Annotated in this window: 25 protein-coding genes; 6 read left to right on the top strand and 19 right to left on the bottom strand. The window is 46.3% G+C overall.

Annotation, left to right across the window (positions count from 1 at the left end):
* Window positions 1-110 precede the first annotated feature (110 nt).
* Window positions 111-575 (top strand): Lrp/AsnC family transcriptional regulator, encoded by a 465-nt coding sequence (locus GUA87_RS07335; RefSeq protein ID WP_193715921.1) that lies wholly within the window; start codon window positions 111-113, stop codon window positions 573-575.
* Here GUA87_RS07335 and GUA87_RS07330 read toward each other — a convergent pair.
* The 13 genes from GUA87_RS07330 to GUA87_RS07270 all read right to left on the bottom strand — a co-directional run bounded on the left by GUA87_RS07330 (window position 568) and on the right by GUA87_RS07270 (window position 13,663).
* Window positions 568-1,020 (bottom strand): D-Ala-D-Ala carboxypeptidase family metallohydrolase, encoded by a 453-nt coding sequence (locus GUA87_RS07330; RefSeq protein ID WP_193715920.1) that lies wholly within the window; start codon window positions 1,018-1,020, stop codon window positions 568-570. The genes GUA87_RS07335 and GUA87_RS07330 overlap by 8 nt on opposite strands.
* Window positions 1,021-1,049: 29 nt before the next feature.
* Window positions 1,050-1,856 (bottom strand): DUF3108 domain-containing protein, encoded by an 807-nt coding sequence (locus GUA87_RS07325; protein ID WP_193715919.1) that lies wholly within the window; start codon window positions 1,854-1,856, stop codon window positions 1,050-1,052.
* Between the two features lie 62 nt (window positions 1,857-1,918).
* Window positions 1,919-2,725: an undecaprenyl-diphosphate phosphatase gene (locus tag GUA87_RS07320; protein WP_193715918.1), complete on the bottom strand. Its 807-nt coding sequence runs from the start codon at window positions 2,723-2,725 to the stop codon at window positions 1,919-1,921.
* A gap of 136 nt (window positions 2,726-2,861) precedes the next feature.
* Window positions 2,862-3,101 carry a hypothetical protein gene (locus GUA87_RS07315; RefSeq protein ID WP_193715917.1) on the bottom strand — a complete coding sequence of 80 codons (240 nt, stop codon included), beginning with the start codon at window positions 3,099-3,101 and terminating at the stop codon, window positions 2,862-2,864.
* A gap of 78 nt (window positions 3,102-3,179) precedes the next feature.
* The gene (gene speB / locus GUA87_RS07310; protein ID WP_193715916.1) at window positions 3,180-4,088 is read right to left on the bottom strand and encodes an agmatinase; all 909 of its coding nucleotides are present in this window, start codon (window positions 4,086-4,088) and stop codon (window positions 3,180-3,182) included.
* A gap of 6 nt (window positions 4,089-4,094) precedes the next feature.
* Entirely contained in the window at window positions 4,095-5,132 is a 1,038-nt protein-coding gene (locus tag GUA87_RS07305; RefSeq protein ID WP_193715915.1) for a 1,9-bis(guanidino)-5-aza-nonane synthase, read from the bottom strand.
* Between the two features lie 23 nt (window positions 5,133-5,155).
* Window positions 5,156-6,343 carry a type III PLP-dependent enzyme gene (locus GUA87_RS07300; protein WP_193715914.1) on the bottom strand — a complete coding sequence of 396 codons (1,188 nt, stop codon included), beginning with the start codon at window positions 6,341-6,343 and terminating at the stop codon, window positions 5,156-5,158.
* A 343-nt stretch (window positions 6,344-6,686) separates the two neighbouring features.
* Window positions 6,687-8,591 (bottom strand): ATP-binding protein, encoded by a 1,905-nt coding sequence (locus GUA87_RS07295; RefSeq protein ID WP_193715913.1) that lies wholly within the window; start codon window positions 8,589-8,591, stop codon window positions 6,687-6,689.
* Window positions 8,592-8,745: 154 nt separating this feature from the next.
* The gene (locus tag GUA87_RS07290; RefSeq protein ID WP_193715912.1) at window positions 8,746-9,558 is read right to left on the bottom strand and encodes a carbohydrate ABC transporter permease; all 813 of its coding nucleotides are present in this window, start codon (window positions 9,556-9,558) and stop codon (window positions 8,746-8,748) included.
* On the bottom strand, window positions 9,555-10,433 hold the full coding sequence (locus tag GUA87_RS07285) for a carbohydrate ABC transporter permease (RefSeq protein ID WP_193715911.1): 879 nt from the start codon (window positions 10,431-10,433) through the stop codon (window positions 9,555-9,557). The genes GUA87_RS07290 and GUA87_RS07285 overlap by 4 nt, the downstream gene beginning before the upstream one ends.
* 54 nt (window positions 10,434-10,487) lie before the next feature.
* A complete protein-coding gene (locus GUA87_RS07280) occupies window positions 10,488-11,729 on the bottom strand; it encodes an ABC transporter substrate-binding protein (RefSeq protein WP_415774792.1) in 1,242 nt (413 codons plus the stop codon).
* A 114-nt stretch (window positions 11,730-11,843) separates the two neighbouring features.
* A complete protein-coding gene (locus tag GUA87_RS18060) occupies window positions 11,844-12,890 on the bottom strand; it encodes an ABC transporter ATP-binding protein (RefSeq protein ID WP_193715909.1) in 1,047 nt (348 codons plus the stop codon).
* A complete protein-coding gene (locus GUA87_RS07270) occupies window positions 12,887-13,663 on the bottom strand; it encodes a DeoR/GlpR family DNA-binding transcription regulator (RefSeq protein ID WP_193715908.1) in 777 nt (258 codons plus the stop codon). The genes GUA87_RS18060 and GUA87_RS07270 overlap by 4 nt, the downstream gene beginning before the upstream one ends.
* Before the next feature lie 241 nt (window positions 13,664-13,904).
* Here GUA87_RS07270 and GUA87_RS07265 point away from each other — a divergent pair, with 241 nt between their 5' ends.
* The 3 genes from GUA87_RS07265 (at window position 13,905) to GUA87_RS07255 (ending at window position 15,559) form a co-directional block, all read left to right on the top strand.
* Window positions 13,905-14,216: a putative quinol monooxygenase gene (locus tag GUA87_RS07265; RefSeq protein WP_193715907.1), complete on the top strand. Its 312-nt coding sequence runs from the start codon at window positions 13,905-13,907 to the stop codon at window positions 14,214-14,216.
* 22 nt (window positions 14,217-14,238) lie between these two features.
* Window positions 14,239-15,012 (top strand): crotonase/enoyl-CoA hydratase family protein, encoded by a 774-nt coding sequence (locus GUA87_RS07260; RefSeq protein WP_227711795.1) that lies wholly within the window; start codon window positions 14,239-14,241, stop codon window positions 15,010-15,012.
* 70 nt (window positions 15,013-15,082) lie between these two features.
* Window positions 15,083-15,559, top strand: coding sequence for a hypothetical protein (locus GUA87_RS07255; RefSeq protein WP_193715906.1), 477 nt, complete (start codon window positions 15,083-15,085; stop codon window positions 15,557-15,559).
* Here GUA87_RS07255 and GUA87_RS07250 read toward each other — a convergent pair.
* On the bottom strand, window positions 15,546-16,610 hold the full coding sequence (locus tag GUA87_RS07250) for an alkane 1-monooxygenase (RefSeq protein WP_193715905.1): 1,065 nt from the start codon (window positions 16,608-16,610) through the stop codon (window positions 15,546-15,548). The two genes, GUA87_RS07255 and GUA87_RS07250, sit on opposite strands and share 14 nt — an antisense overlap.
* A 75-nt stretch (window positions 16,611-16,685) precedes the next feature.
* Window positions 16,686-17,057: a VOC family protein gene (locus tag GUA87_RS07245; protein ID WP_193715904.1), complete on the bottom strand. Its 372-nt coding sequence runs from the start codon at window positions 17,055-17,057 to the stop codon at window positions 16,686-16,688.
* Window positions 17,058-17,097: 40 nt separating this feature from the next.
* Between GUA87_RS07245 and GUA87_RS07240 the strand changes: the two genes are divergently transcribed.
* A complete protein-coding gene (locus GUA87_RS07240) occupies window positions 17,098-17,634 on the top strand; it encodes a winged helix-turn-helix transcriptional regulator (RefSeq protein ID WP_193715903.1) in 537 nt (178 codons plus the stop codon).
* On the opposite strand, the gene GUA87_RS07235 is transcribed toward GUA87_RS07240, so the two are convergent.
* Genes GUA87_RS07235 through GUA87_RS07220 form a run of 4 tightly spaced genes read right to left on the bottom strand, consistent with a single transcriptional unit; the run spans window position 17,631 to window position 20,508 of the window.
* Window positions 17,631-18,260, bottom strand: a complete 630-nt coding sequence (locus GUA87_RS07235) for a trimeric intracellular cation channel family protein (protein WP_227711794.1) — start codon at window positions 18,258-18,260, stop codon at window positions 17,631-17,633. The genes GUA87_RS07240 and GUA87_RS07235 overlap by 4 nt on opposite strands.
* Window positions 18,261-18,272: 12 nt before the next feature.
* Window positions 18,273-19,097: a substrate-binding domain-containing protein gene (locus GUA87_RS07230; RefSeq protein ID WP_193715902.1), complete on the bottom strand. Its 825-nt coding sequence runs from the start codon at window positions 19,095-19,097 to the stop codon at window positions 18,273-18,275.
* A complete protein-coding gene (locus GUA87_RS07225) occupies window positions 19,094-19,807 on the bottom strand; it encodes an ATP-binding cassette domain-containing protein (protein ID WP_321575886.1) in 714 nt (237 codons plus the stop codon). Before GUA87_RS07225 ends, GUA87_RS07230 begins: the two co-directional genes overlap by 4 nt.
* Window positions 19,804-20,508 carry an ABC transporter permease gene (locus GUA87_RS07220; protein WP_193715901.1) on the bottom strand — a complete coding sequence of 235 codons (705 nt, stop codon included), beginning with the start codon at window positions 20,506-20,508 and terminating at the stop codon, window positions 19,804-19,806. Before GUA87_RS07220 ends, GUA87_RS07225 begins: the two co-directional genes overlap by 4 nt.
* Window positions 20,509-20,711: 203 nt before the next feature.
* Between GUA87_RS07220 and GUA87_RS07215 the strand changes: the two genes are divergently transcribed.
* A complete protein-coding gene (locus GUA87_RS07215; RefSeq protein ID WP_193715900.1) occupies window positions 20,712-21,194 on the top strand; it encodes a DUF1499 domain-containing protein in 483 nt (160 codons plus the stop codon).
* Window positions 21,195-21,230: the final 36 nt, after the last annotated feature.

Below are 21,230 nucleotides of genomic sequence, written 5' to 3'. Positions count from 1 at the left end.
CTTCTGAAAACTCTTACCAGTCTTAATCCGCATTTCCCGAAATAATGACTATATTTTTTATTCTGTATTTTATTTTTGAAAAATAATTCCACATTATATAAAATATGGGAATGCTTGATGATATTGACCTAAAACTCTTGAACCTGTTGCAAGAGGACTGTAGAGCGACAAACGCACAGCTCGCTAGCAATCTCTCTATATCCCCTTCCTCCTGTTGGAGGCGGGTCAAAAGCCTTGAAGAGATTGGCCTTATAGAAGGATATAGAGCGCAACTGGATAGAAGCGCTGCGGGATTTGAATTTTCCGCGATCCTGCATGTCAGCTTGTCTCGTCAAAAAGAAGAGAATGTGCAGGCTTTTATTGACGCCATTAATGAGCGGCCGGAAATATTGGATTGTTATGCCACAACCGGAGATGCGGATTATCACTTAAGGGTCGTCGTGAGAAACATTGCTGAATTTAACAAATTTCTGGATGAGTTTATTTTCAGATTACCGGGTATCGCTCATGTTAAATCCAACATTGTTCTGAAGGACATAAAATCAAGCGGATCATTACCGCTACTCGCTAACTGATTAATCCGTGCAGATATTCCCGCCCCGTATAGGTCAGCACATCTTTTCGGTTTCCTGTCTCCACATATGAGCAGTGGACCCATCCGCTTTGCGGGTCACCCGGTGTATAGCATTCCAAAATGATCTGATCAAAATCCAGGTTTTGATAAATCCAAAAAGCGATATCGTAATTATCATTTCCTGGAATTTTAAAATCCACAGCCTGCCCTTTAACATGCTGCGAATTATCATTTGATCCTATTAACCGGTTAAGTTTGATACAGCGGTATCCGCTGCTTGGTGAAAAAGGGGTCACGAAATGTTGCCGGACCGGTTCAAGAATATGTGCTGCTAATTTGGTGAGCGCGTCTGCCACCTCTGGGGAGGGTGTATTATCAATACCTTGCCGCAAGGCCACATCGCTATGGGTTAATTCACGCAAGGTAAAGTGCTCTGTAACATTCACAGCTTAACTCCTCAAGTTGTTTGGAAAACTTACTTCGCGTTACGGCTCGCGAGTTGGACATCACGGAATTTGTAACGTTCCAGATGTAACTCAAACCCACCCAATTCGGTATCCACACTCATACGAACAGGCACGATACGCCCTCCCGGCACAGGAGCTGCCATGTAGATATCCAAATCATCTTCAAGTTCAAAATTAGAGTTTTTCTTAAAACCGCCAAGTTTGTTATAGGTAATACGGCAACCTTTTGCCTCACCCTTAAAAACTGAATAATTTGACTTCTTAAAAGAGGCGACACCAATGTCCTTCAGATTGATTTCGTAATGACGACGTCCATCAAAAACCGGATACTGCCCATTACACTTGCCATCACTTTCCAGTTTGAAAGTCGCCGCCATGATCGCCGTTAGCGGATCAACGGCCTTCATCAGCTCAACATGTTTAAGCGGTGTGGATTTCTTCGGATTGTTGGGTTTTTTTCCCGTAAGTTCATATTTAGGAGGGGCGGCAGTCTGAAAAAGAATTTCAGCGCCGCGCTGTTCATCTTTCCATTTGCTCTGATAGCGGTGTTCTGAAGGTAGGATTTTGTTGCCGCTAAGTTTACCTTCGCTAGAGGCTACTGCATCCCAAGTGAAAAACCAATCCAGTTTCCTGTTGCTTTTCGCAACGGCTTTAATGGAATAGCTATCATTGAGTTGGTTAAATTCGGTTTGGAAGGTGCCCATAAAGAACCCGCCAAGATAAACGGAATGGGTCATATTTAGGGTCTCAGCTTTAGCCACTCCAACAGTGCCGACAGCTACCAGCGTTCCTAATGCAATATTTCGAATAGACATTGACCCACCGCCTTAATTGACATTGCCCTAATAAATAGGAAAGAACAATGTCTTTTTCAAGATCAACCGCTTACTGAAAATACTATCAGCAGGAGAATACCCAGCACCAAACGATAAATCACAAAGGGCATATATCCAATCTTCGCGATCCAATCCATCAGCAGCTTAATAACGAGATAGGCAACCACAAATGCTGCAAAAGCAGCGATTAGTGCGCTTAGACCAACTTCGACCTGACCATTTGCAATAATTTTTCCTGTGCCAGCTACCCCTGCCCCAAATATAATCGGGATAGATAACAGCATGGAAAAATGAGCTGCTGCTTTACGATCCATTCCACGTAGCAAACCTGCAGTCATCGTAACACCAGAACGACTGGTTCCCGGAAACAAAGCAAAAATCTGGAAAATCCCAATAAACAGCGCATCCCAGCTGTTCATGGCCCGCAAATCCCTATCACCCTTAAAGAAAAGATCCGCCGCGCCAAGAATAATACCAAAGAACAACGTCATCACGGCAATCATAAGCAGGGATCGAAGCTCTGCCTCCAACACGAAGTATATGGCAGCCCCCGCTAAGACGGCGGGTATGGATCCAATGACTGTATGAAAGAACAGCTGACGCCCGAAAATGACATCAGTTGCATTCCCGCGACCAGCCAGTCCCTTGATCATAAAAATGATATCGGATCGAAAATAGAGGACAACTGCCAAAAGTGTTCCAACATGTGTGGCAATATCAAGTTGCAGCCCTTGGTCTTGCCAATCTGTTAAAATTGGAACCAGAGCAAGATGCCCACTAGAGGAAATTGGCAAAAACTCGGTTATCCCCTGAATAACCGCCAAAACAAACAAATGAAAAAAAGCCAATTTTTCCCCTCACACGATAGGTACGCCCTATTGGTCGAGCAAATTAGACAGCAACCATGGCATATTCATGACGCACCCTCTTTTGATAAAAAACAAGGCTTAAATTTAAATAAACAGGAAAATGAACTATGGTTAATTAACCAACGAACCGACTTTGGCTTTCTAATGGCTTCTGCAGGTTTGAGCAATAGCGACATTCATCGGCTGCAATTGAATGAGTAGGACGTTCATTCAAAAGCAAAATCGCCGCGCCAAGGCCACCTACAAAATTTAAAACTATCAACACGCGAACCAGAAACCCCCACCCTGTGTAGGTTGGGTGAAGGAACCTAAAGGTTTCAAACCATGTGTATTTTTCAAAAGTAGGTTTTTTCATAATTCCACGATGACGAGGAATTATGCCAATTTGATAGCCCTAAAAGGGTTATTTTCGGGCAATATTGTGACGATATCTCTAAACGGGATCGCAAAATGTATGGTTTAATATCTTGTAGACGAGTTTCGCAGCCAGGAAGTCTGGTGCATGAAAACTTTCCATTGGTGCCAACTCATTGACATCTGCGCCTACGATATTCCCTACAACAGCAGCCCTGCGGATAATTTTCAGCGCATCATCCCAAAACAGCCCCCCAGGCTCTGGTGTTCCTGTGGCGGGCATCAGGGAACTATCAAATCCATCCAAATCAAAAGTCAGATAAATTGGACGCCCTTTAAGAGGTCTCACAATTTCCTCAACATCCCAAGTGTCTTTCTGATAAGCCCAGTGAATTTGAATACGGTCCCTATTCTCTTCCAGAAACGGAATTTCCTCAGCAGAGATATTTCTAATCCCGACAGAAACTATCGGAACTGTCGGATGATCTAACACTCTGCGGATGGCCGCCGCATGAGAATAATGCTCCCCTTCATACCCATCACGCAAATCGGCGTGAGCATCAAAATGCAAAATTGCCAGATCAGGGTATTTTTCCAGAAAAGGTCTGATAGCACCTGGGGTAATGGAATGCTCACCACCCACCACCAGCGGAAATTTGCCCGCTGCAAGGAGGGTAGAATTGATAGCTGCCAACTGATCCAGTGCCGCAGGAATATCGGAGCCATCTACCGCTTCATCAGTCAGCGTCGTAACACCATACTCACGAAAGGGTTCAGTCCAAAACTCTTCATCAAAAAGCTCAACCTGATGGCTCGCTTCAATAAGCGCCGCAGGGCCTTTGGACGTCCCTCCTCCATAACTAACAGAGGCTTCCAGACCAAAAGGTACAATAACAACTTTGGCCTCTTCAAAAGGCATTGCATCTTCTGGAGAGAGGCCTAAGAACCCCTCTTCAGAAGGCAAAACTCTACTTTTCAGATCCTGCATCCGTTATCACTTAAACAGGTTTGAGAAGTTTCGGCGTGGACGGTCTTTCCAAGCTCCCTGATGGTAAGCGTCAGATGCCAACAGAGGAACAACAGTTGTTGCTTCCGCGTAAACCATCTGCTCATATACTGTGTCAACCTTCCCCCAACTTGACGCTTCTTTCAGCGTTGAGGAAGAGCAGGCACCATCACGTACATCTGCAACAGTAATCTGAACAGCATATTTGTGCATTTCCACCTCTTTACCGAGGATTTCTGCACAAACAACGGTATCCTGTACAAAGTTTTTGGGCACCCCGCCACCAATCATCAGCAAACCTGTTGTACCTGCCGCCATCTTGATTTCTGTAAGTTCACGGAAATCAGCTACACTGTCGATGCTCATATGCTGATCCGGATTTTCCACCTGATGTTTCACCAGACCAAACCCTGCGGAGCAGTCGGAGAATGCAGGTACAAAAATCGGAACATTGTGATCATAGCAGGTTTCGATCAAGCTCCCTTTCTTGACCGCATTGTCTTTGAGCCAACGACCCATTTCATAAATAAACTCCCGCGAAGAATACGGGCGTTTTTCCAGACTATCCGCGATGATTTTAGTGGTTTCATCACAGGACTGAAGCTCTTCTTCATCAATGTAAGTATCGTAAATGCGATCAATATACAGATCCCGCAATTTCCGATCATCCATGAAAGGATCACCTTGATAATGAGAAAAACCCAATGCCTCAAAGAAATCCATATCAACGATGGAGGCACCGGTTGATACAATCGCATCGACCATGCCGCACTCGACCATATCCCGATATACATGCATACATCCACCTGCTGATGTTGAGCCTGCAAGTGTCAAGATCACCGCGCAGTCAGGGTCCGCAACTGATTTGTTAAAAATCTCAGTTGCGCGGGCCAAATCGCGGGAAGAAAAAGACATCTTGCTCATCGCCTCAACAATTGGGCGCGCATCGAAGCTTTTGATATCGATATGCTCAACCTTTTTGGTCAGCAAATCCGTTTTTTCAATATTTACAGTCTGATCGTTCATTTTAAAAACCTACACGTCACTGATCACAAAGCCGAAATCTCGACAACGGTGTCAGAATAAAATCCGTTAAATTTTGTCTGCATGGCATAACCATATGCGCCAAGGTGATGGAAGATAATCCAATCACCTTCCTCAATATCCGCAGGCAATTTATAAGGGCCCGCCATCATATCCAGGCTATCACAAGTTGGACCATAGAACTTATAGTCACTTTCTGATGGGTCCAGCGTGCGTCCATCCGAAGTCACAACAGACAAAGGATATTTCCAGTTCGAAATTCCTGCATCAAATAAGGCACCGTAAGTTCCGTCATTCAGATACAGGTTCGACGACTTTTTAAGTTCGACACGGACCGCGACCGCGCCTGCATTTCCTGAAAGCGCTCTTCCCGGCTCACACAGCAGATCAACATCACCAAAATCAAACTCGGCAATTGCCTGTTTAATTGTATCAAAATAGGGCGCCAGGTCGATGTTATCCATACCCGGATAAGAAACAGGGAACCCACCACCAACATCGATAGCATGAATGTCAACACCAGCCTGATCAACCACCATTCTGACCTGTGAAAGCGCATGACGGTAGGCATCAGGGTTCATGCATTGAGATCCAACATGGAAAGTAACACCCAATTTATTTGCAGAAGACTGCATCCGTTGAAGGATAAGTGGCGCTTCATTTAGCGACAGCCCAAATTTGTCATTGAGTGGATACCGGGCATCAGCTTGATCCATATGCAATCTCAGGAAAAGGCTTAGATCCTCAGCATGATCTGTTCCAGTTTCAATTTTGTAGAGCTCTTCAGCACAGTCGAAGGCGAACGCTCTTACACCCAGTTGGTAGGCTTCGCGAATAGACTGCCTGCTTTTCACAGGGTGCATGTAATAGATTTCTGCATCGGGCAGGAGTGACAAAATGAAACGTATCTCCCGGATGGAGGCAGCTTCAAAACTTCTAATCCCATGCTTCCACATAAAGGTTAGCAGTGATGGATGTGGGTTGGCTTTAATCGCGTACAGGGTTGTCCCAGCGAAGGAAGTTGTAAATTTTGCGAGATTGCCAGTCAGAATTTCCGGATACAGAAAATGTACTGCATCTGCACAATTCTCTAGTGAAAGCGCTGTCGCTTCGTCATTGTAAGCTCTCAATCCCAATGACGAAGTTTCATACTCCCCCAGGGTTAATGCTTTTTTTTGTAGAGCAATTTGCATGGGCTTTAATCCAATTATTAGAATGTTGTCAGACAGCACCTCATCGCTCAATTTCGGGTGCCATTACGTTCCGCTCCTCAACGTTCAAGAAGCAAGACAGATTTCTCCAAAAGAAAATAATACAAACCATTAGCGGTTCGCGGCAATTTCAATTGGAGGGAATACAATTACGGATTTCAGTTCATCTACGGCAAACCCCTCAATCAATCCTACTGGTGAAACACCAGAAAACCAAGAAAGGACGATTTGCGTCGTTGCCCGTACAATCCATTATGGAGACAAGCGTCGTGGCACGTGCGCCATTACGTCTTCGAAGCCCATATGAATTTATTTCGGAATGAAATCAAGCCTTTTTTTTGAGAGTTTGCATTTTCTCAAACCGGCGACGCGGCATTAACACGTCCACACGTGTTCCAATTCCTTGTTTGCTCTGCATTTCCAGTTTGCCGCCATGCAATTCGACAATGGATTTGGAAAGCGGCAATCCAAGCCCCGTTCCTTCAATTGAACGGGTCATCGAATTAACTGTCCGCACAAAGGGACGCATGATTTGTTTCAAATCTTCGTCACTGATTCCGTAACCATTGTCCTGAACAACAATTCTCACATGGTCAAAATCGCTATCTTCGACAAAGACGTCGACCACTCCATTTGGGGGTGTAAATTTAACCGCGTTATTCACAAGGTTGATCAGAACCTGTTTAATCTTTCTTTCATCACCGCTAAAGATAAGGTCGGTATCCAGATCCACATTTAAGGCAATATGTTTTTCCTGGGCACGAGGCCGCAGCAGAAGTTCTGTCCAGGACAGAATTTCCCTCATTTCGGCCTCAACCTCATCCAATTCAAACTTGCCTGCTTCAAGTCTGGAATAATCCAGAATATCATTAATCAATGACAACAGGTGCTGACCGGAAGAGAGAATATTTTCAGAATATTCTTTATATTTCTCGTTATTGATCGAGCCGAATATCTCTTTTGAAATGACTTCTGCAAAACCAATGATCGCATTTAACGGAGTTCGAAGTTCATGACTCATATTGGCCAGGAACATTGATTTTGCCTTCGTTCCCTCTTCCGCTTTCTTTTTGGCTTCAAGAAGCTCCTGCTCCACCTCCTGCTCAGCAGTGATGTCCTGCATGGTACCATGTAGCGCGACAGGCTCTCCGGCTGAGTTCTTGACCACCTTACCCAGTTCCCTGACATGAACAACTTTGCCATCAGGGTGAACCATTCGGTATTCAACCTGATATCCATCCTGTTCTTTAAGGGCGCTGCGTACGATATCAAACATCTCGTCGATATCATCCGGGTGAATGCGATCCGTATAGTAACTATACTCATGCGGAATGGTACCAAGTTCGTATCCCATAATACGGCTGACTTCGTCAGACCATTCCAACTTGTTTGATGAAAGCTCTTTTGACCAGCTACCAAGATGGGCAACTGATTGCGCTTCTTCCAGACGTTCATTGAGATGAATAAGGGCGCGTTCGCGATTACGAAGGTCCGTTATGTTGGTTCGAACCGCAACGGTTCCGCCAGATGCGGTTTTAAACTCGGACAGCCTATAAATCTGGCCGTCTTTAAAAATCTGCTCTTTAGCTTCGTCTGGGTTTCGATGCTCCTCAAGGCGTTGCTGCACCCAGTTTTCCTTCTCCTCGTCACTTTCCAGCAAATCCGAAGTCATTGCCTGATAGCGAATAAGCTCCTCGAAGGTAACACCTGGCTCCAATATATCAGCAACATCTGGGAAGAGCTTTTTATACTGACTGTTATAGGCAATCAGTTTGTCTTCTGCATCAAAGATAACAAAGGCATCCGCAATTGATTCAAGTGCCTCACGCAAAATAAGTTCTGCTTTTTCAGCACGCATTTTGGCTTCGTTCAGATCAACGGCCTGCTGCAGCAGCTTCCGTTCCGAAGCCTCACGCACATCGTAAGCCTTGTTCAATGCCCCCATTGCAGGGATAAAGCCAGCCATCCCCAAAAGGATGAAAATCATCCCGGGGACATAGCCATAAATGCGCCAGAACTCGATAAATTCTTCATCATGAATGCCGGTTGGAAGTACATGATTGGGGCCAACGACCAGGAAATCAATAAAAGAGGTTAGCGAAACCAGGCCAAGCCCGACAATAACCAGCTTTGGTCCGATATGAACACGCGTGAATTTCAGCCTTTGTCGTAACAACACAACAAAGGCTGTAAACAAACACAGAAACAGTATTAGTTCACCAGCGACCATCTTTTTCCCGAAATGCGAGTAGTGCACCAGAAAAGTAACAGCCTTTCCTGCGCATCTCCCCCTCAAAACTCAAACTTCTTTCCTGCAGGAAAGATTAGTTTCAAATAGTTGCGCAGTTCTTAATTTTTGAATTTTATCGCTTGATATCAGGCAACTATTTTATGCCGGATGCCATGAAGGATTTGATAAACTGACGTTGGAACAAAAGGAATGCAATTAGCAGCGGAGCAATCGATATAAGGGTGGCCGCTGAGATCTCTGACCACTCCACACCAGATTCAGGCGCGCCAAATATAGCAAGACCGACAGTCAAAGGTCTTGTTTCCACCGAGTTTGAAATCACCAGGGGCCACAGGAAGTTGTTCCAATGATGGCTAATGGAGACAAGCCCGTATGCAAGATAAGTTGGTATTGCCAACGGAACATAGACCCGCCACAAAATTCCGAGTGTTGAGCACCCCTCCATCCGCGCGGCGTCATCCAACTCCTTCGGAATAGATTTAAAACTCTGACGAAGAAGGAAAATTCCGAAGGCTGAAGCTGCATAAGGCAGTCCAATTCCAACAAGGCTATCCGCATAGCCAAGTGCAGAAACGGTTGCGTAATTTTCTACGATTAAAATCTCAGGGGTTACCATCAACTGAACCAACACCAACGCAAAAGCAACACTGCCGCCCCAGAAATTCATTCTGGCAAATGCAAACGCTGCCAAGGTGGCCAGCACGCATTGGGAGATCAACAATCCTGTCACCAGCACGAAAGTATTGAACATATATCGGGGGAAAGGTGCCTGCTCCCAAACGGTGCGGAAATTCTCGAAAGTAAGCGGCGCCAGCAAATCAAAATGAATGGCGTCTGATGAATAGTGGAATGCCGCCCAAAAAGCGAAAACCAATGGCGAAATCCACAAGATTGCCAGTGCCCATGCCCCAAAACTGGTTAAGGTGTAAGGGATAAAGTTCCTCATCTGTAGTGGATCCTTTTTTCAAGCAGGCCAAACTGTACAAATGCCAACAGAGCAAGGAAGCCTAGAAGAACAATGGTCAGCGCCGCTGCATACGGCGTATCAAAGAAAGAAAAGGCTGTTTCGTAGATATAATAAAGGATCAAGCTACTCGCGTTATTTGGACCACCTTTGGTCAGAATGAAAATATGATCCACCAGCTTGAATGAATTCAATACTGCGTTCACCAATACGAATAAGGTGGTTGGCATCAACAAAGGAAATGTGACCCTCCGGAAGAATGTAAACGCACTTGCCCCTTCCAACTTGGCGGCTTCTTTTAACTCTGGTGACTGCGTTTGCAAGGCTGCCAGATAAAAGATCATGAAGAAGCCTGCTTCTTTCCAGATGGTTATGAAAATGATTGACCACAAAGCTGTGCTGGGATCCCCCAACCAGTTAGGGGTATCAATTCCCAAAGGCCTTAGAACTTGATCCAAAAGACCTATTTCAGGTGTGTAGAAAAACAGCCAGATATTTGCGACGGCAATCATCGGCAAGATTGTAGGTGTAAAATAGGCTAGCCTTAAAAAAGCACGCCCGGGCAGCATCTGATCCACCAAAACGGCCATAAGCAAAGCTAAACCAATTGAAGCCGGAATGGTTCCGGCAGCGTAAATCAGGTTATTTTCCAGAACTGTCCAAAAGACAGGGTCTTCCAACATGGCGGTATACTGGTCAGCACCGACAAATTTAGAGGGGCGTATCGGATTGCCACGACTAAACAAACTGGAAAAAAAACTGGAAACAGACGGGTAATGCGTAAAAGTCACCAACAGAATTACCGCTGGCGAAATTAACAACCACCCCAAAATATGACGATTACCCGATATCCGCATTCAAAACTCCAAAAATCACCGGGGCGGCATCCCGCCCCGGCCATCACATAATACTTATTTGTATGGCTTCAGAAGCTGAGTGGCGCGTGCTTGCGCGTCGTTCAGAACTTCTTCTGGTGTTTTACCCCCAGCAATTGCAGCTTGCAGAGCGTCGTCGAGAAGTTTGCGCACACGACCTGTCTGGTATGTAGACAGTTCAGCTGTCGCAAAGTTCAACTGATCACGTGCCACAGCAGCTGGTGGGAAGGATTTGGCATATTCCTTCAGCTCTTTCGTTTTGTAGGCTTCTGGACTTACACCGATGTAACCAGTTTCCATTGACCATTTCGCCGCATTCTTTGGGCTGGTCATGAATTTGATCAATTTAAGAGCGGCTTTCTTTTCTTCATCGCTTGATTTTTTGAAGATGTAGAAGTTACCGCCACCTGTTGGCGTACCACGGCTTGGGTTTCCTGGGAGCATCGCAACACCAAAATCAAACTTGGCGTTTTTCTTCACAGTTGTCAGGTTACCTGTGGAGTGCCACATGATCGCTGTTTTCTGCTCAAGGAAGTTTTTACGAAGTGTTCCCCATTCGATGGCACCCTTTGGCATCACTTCATGCTTCTGAGACAGATCTTTCCAGAAGGACAAAGCTTCAACAACTTTTGGATTGTTGAAATATGTTTCTGTGCCGTCTGCATTCATCAGAACTTGGCCGTTCTGTTTTGTGAGCGCACCGAACATCCAGTATGGGTAACCAGTAGATGGGATCATCATACCCCACTGGGAGCCATCTTTTTTGGTCAGTTTCTTACCAGCGGCCACCAACTCTTCCCATGTTTTTGGTGGATTTTCGGCATCCAGACCAGCTGCGCGGAAAGCGTCTTTGTTGTAATACATGACGATTGTGGAACGCTGGAACGGAACACCCCAGGTTTTACCCAAAGTCTGCCCGTTTTCCATCAAGGCTGGGTAGAAGGATTTCAACCAGGCTTTCTCTTCATCAGTGGAGACAACATCATCAAATGCAACAATGGCGTCTTGCTCAATCAGATCATAAATGTCGATTGAGAACATGACAGAAAGTTGCGCTGGTTGACCACTTTTCAGAGCTGCAAGAGCTTTAATGCGGGCGTCGTTATAGTTACCGGCATAGATCGCATTGACATCAATATCCGGGTTCTGTTTTTCAAAATCAGCGACAATACCATCCACGATTTTTGTAAGCGGTCCGCCCACAGCAACTGGATAATACATGGTGAGACTGGTTTTAGCAGCTGCGACACCTGCGCTGAGTGCCATCGTGGCACCCATTGCCAAGCCCAGCAAGTTCTTTGGTTTTAGAAAAGACATGGTTTATAATCCTCTATCCTGTTTGGTGTTTGACGATGCTGCTTAAGCACCATCAGGTTACTTTCCGCGACATACTCAAATGCGGTTAGAAGGCGGGGCAGCCTGCACGCTGTCTCGCCCTACTCCATTTTCATCAAACCAGTGCGTATCTTTCTGATCCCATTGATAGAAAAGTTCGTCACCCACCTGATGATTTGTTCTGCCTTGCAATTTGCAGGCAATTTTTTGACCATCGGTATCGAGCCATAAAACCGTTTCCGAACCGAGGTAATCTACATTTTCGACTTTGCCTTTGAGGCCGGAGGTGGCAATTTTCACGTGCTCCGCGCGGACACCTAATGTCCACCCTTTTTGCCAGTCACCGATGAATTCAGCTGCCCCAGCGAATTCGGAAAGTACATTCATGGGCGGACTTCCAATAAACCGCGCCACATATGTATCGGCCGGATCATCATAAAGATCAGCGGGTGATGCCATCTGTGCAACCACACCATCATTCAATAGAACCACCTGATCTGCCATTGTCATGGCCTCAATCTGATCATGGGTCACATAGATCATAGTGAGCCCTAAACGCTGTTGCAGGGACCTTATTTCAGCGCGCATGGAGGCCCTTAGCTTAGCATCGAGGTTGGATAACGGTTCATCCATTAAACAGACAGGCTGGCGCGCCACAATAGTTCGTGCGAGCGCCACACGCTGCCTTTGCCCACCGGACAGTTGCGCAGGTTTTCTATCAAGATATTCTGACAATCCAACCAGTTCCGCCGCTTCCTGAAGGCGTTTGTTTCTCTCGGCAGTTGGAACCTTTCGGACTTTCAAGCCGAACAGGATGTTTTCAGCGACGCTAAGGTGTGGAAATAGTGCGTAGTTCTGGAAAACCATCGATACGCCACGTTTGGAAGCATCCGTACCTGACACTTCTTCACCGCCGATTTTAATGCTCCCCCCTGAAACATCTTCAAGACCAGAAATCATCCGTAGAATCGTTGATTTACCGCAACCTGACCCGCCGAGCAGCACTGTAAGTGTGCCTTCCTCCACGGTGAAGGAAACACCCTTTACCACAGGTTCTGCGTCTGCAAACTGTTTCACAAGATCTGTAACAACAATACTACTCATACTTTCTCGCTTTCTTTCGGATAGATGACTTTCGTGTTTGCCTCCTCCAACATGCGCGAAATGTTGGCAGGTAACGCGCGATCGCAAAACACGTAGTCGACATCCGTGATATGTCCGCCCCGAACATGAGCGGGCCTATTTACTTTTGTGTGGTCCATGACCAAAAACGATGTCCGGCAGTTTTCCAAAATTGAATTGCGGGCCATCACCTCTTCTTCGTGGAAGTCAAGCAAATGCCCTTCTGGATCCAACCCGCCAATACCGAAAATCCCGATATCCACCTTGTATTTGCCGAAGAAATTTGCGGCTTCTGGTCCGACGATATCTCTGTCAGATGTTCTAATCTCGCCACCTGCGATGAAAACGCGACACCCTTTAAAGCCAAGACAACTCATCCCAACCCCAAGGTTATTGGTAATAACCGTAAGATCTTCTTTTGCAGCAAGTGACTGCGCTACAAGCTCAGGTGTGGTTCCGATACTGAACGCCAGCACCGAACCATCTTCGATATATTCAGCCGCCAGAGAGGCGAGCTTCCGTTTGAAATCCAAGTTCAGAACCTGACGCACACCGTAGGCAAGGTTCGCCATGACAGTAATTGGCTCCACCCCACCGTGGCGCCGAAACACCAATCCAGCTTCATGCAACTGATTGATATCTTTACGTATTGTCTGAGTTGTAACAGCGAACTTGTCTGCCAAAGCCTCCACTGAAATGAAGCCTTCACGGCGCACCAGATCAGCTATCTCGGCTTTTCTTGCTTCCGGTTTCATTTATTTCTCTCCCTACAGAAAGAGTAGATAAATTTTCATATGAAAGCAAATGACGTTTTTATGAAACTTATTTTTCAGAATTTTTAAGCATTTGAAAGTCGAAGAAGTTCATTCAACCTATAAAAAAGAATCCTGCTATGTCAGCCACTTAACACACAGGCGTGATTATCATTTGGAAAATCCTCTAAAACTGCTACGATTTTAAAGACGACAAAAAATAATAAAATGAAAGGAAGTCACCATGCTCAATATCGTAGCAATTATTACCGCTAAGCCCGGAAAAAGAGATGAAGTATTGGCTGCATTTAATGCCAATGTTCCCGCTGTTCATGCAGAAAAAGGTTGCGTTGAATATGCGGCTGTAGTCGACGCGCCAGATATGGGACCATTTCAAACGAAGCTTGGTCCGGACAGCTTCGCGGTTATTGAAAAGTGGGAAAGTCAGGAAGATCTGATGGCTCACGCCGTTTCAGATCATATGAAAGAATACGGCAAAAAGACCAAGGACCTAGTGGCAGATAAAGCCATCCACATTCTAACTGCTGCGGAATAGTTCTTTCATTTGAAAGGCAATCATGATGCCGAACCAATTAAAGATCTATACCGAGATTCATGGGCCTGTTTCAGTTATCACGCTGAACAGGCCAGAAAGCCGCAACGCGCTTGATAAAGAAGCTACAGAATTGCTCACAAAAGCCTTTCTCGATTTTGAACAGGATGACAGTCAAAAAGTGGCAGTTCTTATCGGCGCGGGTGGCAACTTCTGTGCTGGGGCTGACTTGAAAGAAGTTAGCAAGAAGGCGGACTATAAACCTTGGGCAGGGCACCCTGAGGGGCCACTACACCGCCCCTTAAGTAAACCTGTGATTGGTGCAATTTCAGGCTATGCCGTTGCAGGGGGACTTGGAATCTCCCTTTACTGTGATATTCGAATTGCAGATGAAACAGCTGTTTTTGGTATTTTCTGCAGGCGATGGGGCGTCCCCATGAGCGATGGCACACCCACGCGTTTGCCCCGCATTATTGGAACCGGCCCCGCAATGGATATGATGCTAACAGGAGATCCGGTATCTGCTGAACGCGCCTTTGAACTAGGTCTAGTTACTCGGCTGACAACATCCAAAGATCTTAAAAAAGACGCCATTGAATTGGCGGAGAGAATAGCAACCTTCCCGCCAATTGCCATGCTTGCGGACCGTGAAACTATTTACACCCAATTTGGCAAAGACGAAAAAGCCGCACTGTATGAAGAATGGCAAAGCGCACGTCAGGCAATCATACAAGAAGCCAGTCAAGGTGCCGCAAAATTCGCAGCCGGATCTGGGCGCCATGGAAGCATCGCTGATTGATCAAAATCACCGTTGAATGATGTGTTCTTCCCTACAATATCTATATTGGATAACGGGAAGGACACCTCATATGAGCAAGCCGCTCATTAAAATTGGATTTATGCTGCTGTGCGGATTTTCACTTAATTCCTGCGCGAATATAGCATTAGAGCAGGCTGAAACCGCCAGAACTGAAATTGTTGGTATGGCAAAATCCGAATTATTTGAGTGCGCAGGACTTCCGGATCAGGAAAGCACGGATGAGCGAGGTCGGGAATATGTCGCATATAAAGCAGAGAATATTGCCCATATCCTCCCCCCATATCCCGGACCTGGATTTTACCCTTCCGTGAGAGTTGGCCCCAATCGAAGCTGGGGGATCGGCGGCTTTTATCATTATCCGGTCACAATTCCAAAGCAGCAAAGCTGTAAAGCGACTTTCACTTTGGAAAATGACAAGGTTGTCTCTTTATCCTACCGCACCAATGATCAGTCAGAAGGTAGCCGCGCCCTTTGCGCGGAATTGATCAAAAGCTGTCTAAAGACACCAAGCCCTACGCCTCAATAGGTACCTCATGGGTTTTGCGCCACTCCCGCACTCTCGGGTTCATTACTCGGAACCAAAGGGGCGGAACAAGCGCGAGAACCAACATCGCCGAATAGCCAGAAGGCAATTGCGGAGCCTCATCAAAATGACGAAGGATCTGATAACGCCGCGATGCCCGGAAATGATGATCAGAATGCCGTGCAAGATTGATCAATGACAGGTTCGAAACAATATGGCTGGAATTCCAGCTGTGCCAAGGGCGTACGGTTTCATAGCGCCCCTGATCATTTACTTTCCGAAGAAGTCCGTAATGTTCCAGATAGTTAATCAGCTCTAGTAAGGTAAAGGCGACAATGGATTGCACTGCAAAAAATACAAGGCCTGTTACACCAAACAGGTAGTAAACAGCCGCATATAGCAAAACCTGCACAACCAAGTAACGCACCATACGATTTGAATAATGTAAAACGGCGCGTCGTTTTTTCTTCATTTGCTGGGCTTCAATTTGCCAGGCGCTTCGCAAACTCCCCCAAACACAACGGAAATAAAATTTATAAAAACTCTCTCCAAGCCTTGAAGTTGCTGGATCTTTTGGGGTTGCTACATTTTTGTGGTGACCGTAGACATGCTCCACTGCGAAGTGCGGATAGCTCACCATATATAACGTAATCTCGGCCAAGGCCCTCTCGACAACATTGGTCCTGTGACAAAGCTCATGAGCCCATGTAATCCCGACAGCCCCTGTAATGATACCGACAGAGAAGGTCATTGCAACCAACTCCCAAAACGCAAAGCCGCCAACATAAATGCGCGCAAACGCCGCCGCCAGTAACCCGGCTTGCAGAAAGGGCCAAAGCCATACCACCAGATTATATCCAATATCAGATGAATACGCAGCTTCTTGCTCCGGTTCTACATTGCCCTGCTCTGTACCGCGAAGGTGATCATAAATAGGCACAAGAATAAATGTCCAAAGCGGGGCAAGCCATAACAGCCATCCACCCGCATAAATTCCCCAAGCAACAAGTGCTGGCAAAAGATAAGTCAGATAATACCATCCGTAATGCGGCATAGCCGTTGGCCTCCCTCAACAACAGAATTGGATAATATATGAAATCCATTCACATCACAACAAGGGCAATCCCCCCTAAACCGCGAGATTTTGGGCGATCATCAAGGCATTTCCATCTGGGTCATAGAATGTTGCCAAACTGACCATGCCCTCAATCGTTTCTGTATCGCCATCAAATTGCACGTCCGCCTCTTCCAACGCTTTGCGCGCAACACCGATATCAGCAACGCCAAAAACCGGGACCGAATTACCTGGTTGAGGCTCCACCTGCTCTCCCAACCCTAGCGCCACCCCTTGTGTATTTGTTTGCAGTTCGCTCCATCCAGCCTCATCGATATGATGGACAAGCTGAAAGCCAAGAGTGTTTTGATACCACTCAGCACTAACGTGCCTATCACGCACTGACAATGCGATCGTTATCTGATCATCTACTGTAATTACCGACATATCGCTTCCCTTTGCATCAAAAGTATAGTAACTATACTTTATGAATACAGAACTGCTTGTCAAGCTCACATCCAAAGCATGGACACTGAAAATTCTCTCGCTCCTCTATTCAGGTCACACAGGAAAACAAGCGCCGCTTGTTGCCGCAACGGGCGCAAGCAGAACTTCCTTTGGCGCAAGCTTAAATCACTTATATGAACTTGAATTGATCGAAAAAAATCCGGGGCACGGCCACCCTTTGCGGCCTGAATTTCGTTTAACAGTAAAAGGAAAAGTCATCGCCTCCATGGCGGATCGAATTATCCAACTCGTCCCACAGGAAGAGATGTTTGATCTGGTTCGAAAAAGCTGGACGGTGCCCGTGCTTGCGGTGACTAGGCAACCCGCCCGCTTCTCAGCGATTAAATCAAGTCTTGGAACGATTACTGACCGCGCATTATCCCAGTCACTTGGTGCGTTGGAAGAAAGAGAATGGCTCAAACGGGAAATAGATCTATCTCACCGAGTTCCCTATCCAACTTATATGGCAATCAACACAGGTGGAGAAATCACTCAAACCGTGCGGCAAGTGAGTTAGTATTCGCGACCCGCCTTGGGTTTGTAGCGGGGAAGCTCCCACTTCCAGATAATTCCGCCACTACGAACCAAAAAACTGCAGACCACAGCGATAACAGCCGCGACCGGCTGCAGAAGGGAGAGTTCCAATAATAGAAGATAGGTGCCTCCGCCAACAAATGCAGCACTGACATAAACTTCGGGCTTCATAAACAGTGACGGTTCACCTGCCACAACATCCCGCATCAATCCGCCAAAAGTCGCCGTCATCATTCCAAACACCATGGCTTGTATCCACGGCACCTGCTCCACCATCGCTATATGAGTTCCCATAACGGCAAAAACAGCAAGCCCAACCGCATCAGCCCATAGCAGTGCGGTAAATCTTCTTTGCAGCATAGGGGCAACAAAGAAAACCACAGCAGCGACGACAAGGCATACGGCCACATACCACTCCGCTTGCAGCCAGAAAACTTCACGCCCCAAAATAAGATCACGAAGGGTCCCACCACCGAGCCCGGTAAGCGCGGCCATTAACCCGAACCCGATAAGATCCATCTCTTTTCGGCTCGCGACCAGACTGCCACTTGCTGCAAAAACCGCAACACCTGCGAGATCGAGAATATTAATTAACTGACTAATCTCCAATTAACCGACCACCTAATTCAGGTTCTTGTTATTCGCATTGGGAAAGAATAATTGCTCCCCCGCCAACTTGTAGGCACCAATGATGCCCTGCCCTTTTTCTCCAGCAAGCCATTGCTCAACCTTGGCCACAAGCTCCCGCTTCACATGAGGATGTTTTTTTATGCAAACGGGAATGAAGGTATATTGATTATGGAGTGCCTTGTCTCCTTGGAGCATTAGTTTCAGTCCATCACGGTTCTTGAAATTCAGCCAAGTTGCACGGTCCGTCAATACGTAAGCATTCATCGCATTGGCAATATTGAGTGTCGCCCCCATCCCTGATCCGGCGGAGCGATACCAGACGCTGTCAAATTCAAACGGGTTTAACCCAGCTGAGCGCCAAAGGCTTATTTCCTTTTTGTGGGTACCGCTATCATCGCCGCGACTGGCAAAAAGATGTTTGTTTTTCTCGATTACTTTTAAGGCGTCAACTGCTTTAGAAAGTCTGGCGATCTTGCCCGGATCATTCTTCGGACCCGCCAAAACAAAATCGTTATACATCAACTCCCGGCGATAGCAGCCAAAGCCATCTGCGACAAACTTTTCTTCCGCCTTCTTTGAATGCACCAATATCGCATCCACATCTCCAGACCGCCCCAATTTAAGGGCCTGACCTGTGCCAACGACAAGAAGATGTACGGTCAGGTTCAAATCCTTTTTAATCTCTGGGAGAAGCTCATCAGCAAGACCCGAGTTATGAAAAGAGGTCGTCACAGCCAGTTTAATTTCATCAGCCCAAGAGGGCATTGCGATCAGAAGAGAAAGGCACCAACCGACAAGGGCAAGCAGGAGTTTCATATTAATATTTCTCCGTCTAAGAATCTTTTTGCAAGATCCGATCGGGGATTTTCAAAAAACTCAGTACCGGGACTTATTTCTACTATATTCCCTTTATTTAAAAATACTACTTCATCCGCCAGGCGTTTGCCTTGCATCAAATCATGTGTCGACATAATGACACGTACATCTTGATCCGCGATCTCCTTGATAATCTTTTCAATCAGAAAAGTAGATCCGCCATCCAGATTTGCTGTCGGCTCATCCAGAAATAGTAATTGCGGTTTGATGATAAGTGCGCGGGCCAATGCAAGTTTCTGCTTCTCGCCGCCTGAAAGATACATTGCATCCGCATTTCTCATATCGGCAAGGCCAATTCGTTCCAGCCAAAACTCCCCTCGTTTAGTTCTCTCATCAGGAGAGATTTTTCGAAGTCTGAGCGGATAAATCAGGTTTTCAAATACGGTCCTTCGCATGATTATTGGGGACTGGAAGACAAAGGATTGTTGTTCACGGAAATCCGTCGCATTTGATGGCCAGACTATTTTTCCCTCGCGTATCGGCTCCAAACCATGGATCATTTTTAGCAGCGAAGATTTTCCGGCACCATTGGGGCCCATCAACATGGTAACGCCACGCCCGGAAACTTCCCAGTCAATAGGCCCAAGTATGTGTTTTGCTTTTCTCCTTAAGGAGATATTTTCCAGCTTTATCGGTAAAATTGACGTCACCAGGTTGCCCCTCTTTCTGTTCGGGACAAGAGGTGGATAGACAGATTTACGATCAGCGCAAGGGAAATCAGAACAATCCCAAGACCAATGGCCAGCGGGAAATCACCTTTTCCAACCTCAAGTGCAATAGCAGTGGTCAGCACACGCGTTAAGTGGTCGATATTCCCGCCGACAATCATAATCGCGCCCACCTCACCAACAGCCCGCCCAAATCCTGTCAGGGTGGCTGTTAAAAGGCCACGACGCCCATCCTTCAAAAGTGCCAACATTCGTTGCCACTTCGTAGCACCGATGGAAATCAATAGATCATGATAGGAGAACCACAATTCCCTTAAAACCTGATGGGATATGGAAGCTATTATCGGGGTTACAATGATGACCTGGGCAACAATCATCGCGGTTGGCGTAAACAGTAAATCCAGCACACCAAATGGGCCTGATCTGGATAACACCACATAAACGAAAAGCCCCACCACTACTGGCGGCAATCCCATTAAAGCGTTCAATAGCGCGATAGAGAACCTGCGATACCTAAATCTGGCAACGGCAAGCCATGCCCCTAAAGGCAGTCCAATAACAGAGGCAATGAAAACAGCCGTAAAAGTAACCTGCATGGATCTCATTGATATTTCAATAAGATCCTCATCCAGCGTCACCAGCAACCTGAAGGCCTCAAGTACTCCCCCTAAAATATCATTCATTAAATTTCTGACCGCATTTGCTTCTCATCACGGGAATGTGATTCCAAAAATTCTGGATCCTGCTTATACCATCCGTATCCTTTATTTGGGACTTTGTGTAGGTTTATTATGGCTTGGGACAGCCGAAAGAAACTGCTAACCTCAAAAGGCAATTAACAAGAACACAGGTATGAAGTCGCATGAGATCCAGGGGGTTATTCAAAATGCTGCAACTTTTCATCTACGGGATCATTTCCCTGCTCATTTTGCTTGTGTTACTAAGGCTGACCCCTATATGGGATAACATTCTGTCCGCGCCAGCAGCTTCCAAAACCGACTTTTCAACATTGAAGGCACCTAACAAACCGAACTGGTTTTTACTCTGTGATACAGAGGTTTGCCAAAACACAAAACCAAATGGGCAGCCGCCCATATTCGAGCTTTCCGCGACTGACTTGAAAGGACGGTTTGAAAAATTCATTCTGGAAAACAGCAACGCAAAAGTCCGCTTGGATGAAAGTGACCAGATTGAAATTCTTGACCGCACCTCACTCGTCCGTTGGCCAGATATCATTTCAGTAAAATTTGTCGGCTTAGAAGGAGGCAAATCCATACTGTATATCTACAGCCGTTCCATCTATGGTCACTCTGATTTAGGCGCTAATCAGGCACGCGTTACGAAATGGCTGCAAGCTATTTCAGAATAAGATTTTCCATGACGGATTGGCGCGGTGGCTTGCACC

This window comes from Sneathiella sp. P13V-1, assembly GCF_015143595.1.
Lineage (GTDB): Bacteria > Pseudomonadota > Alphaproteobacteria > Sneathiellales > Sneathiellaceae > Sneathiella.
This window is presented reverse-complemented; position numbering and strand designations above follow the sequence as displayed.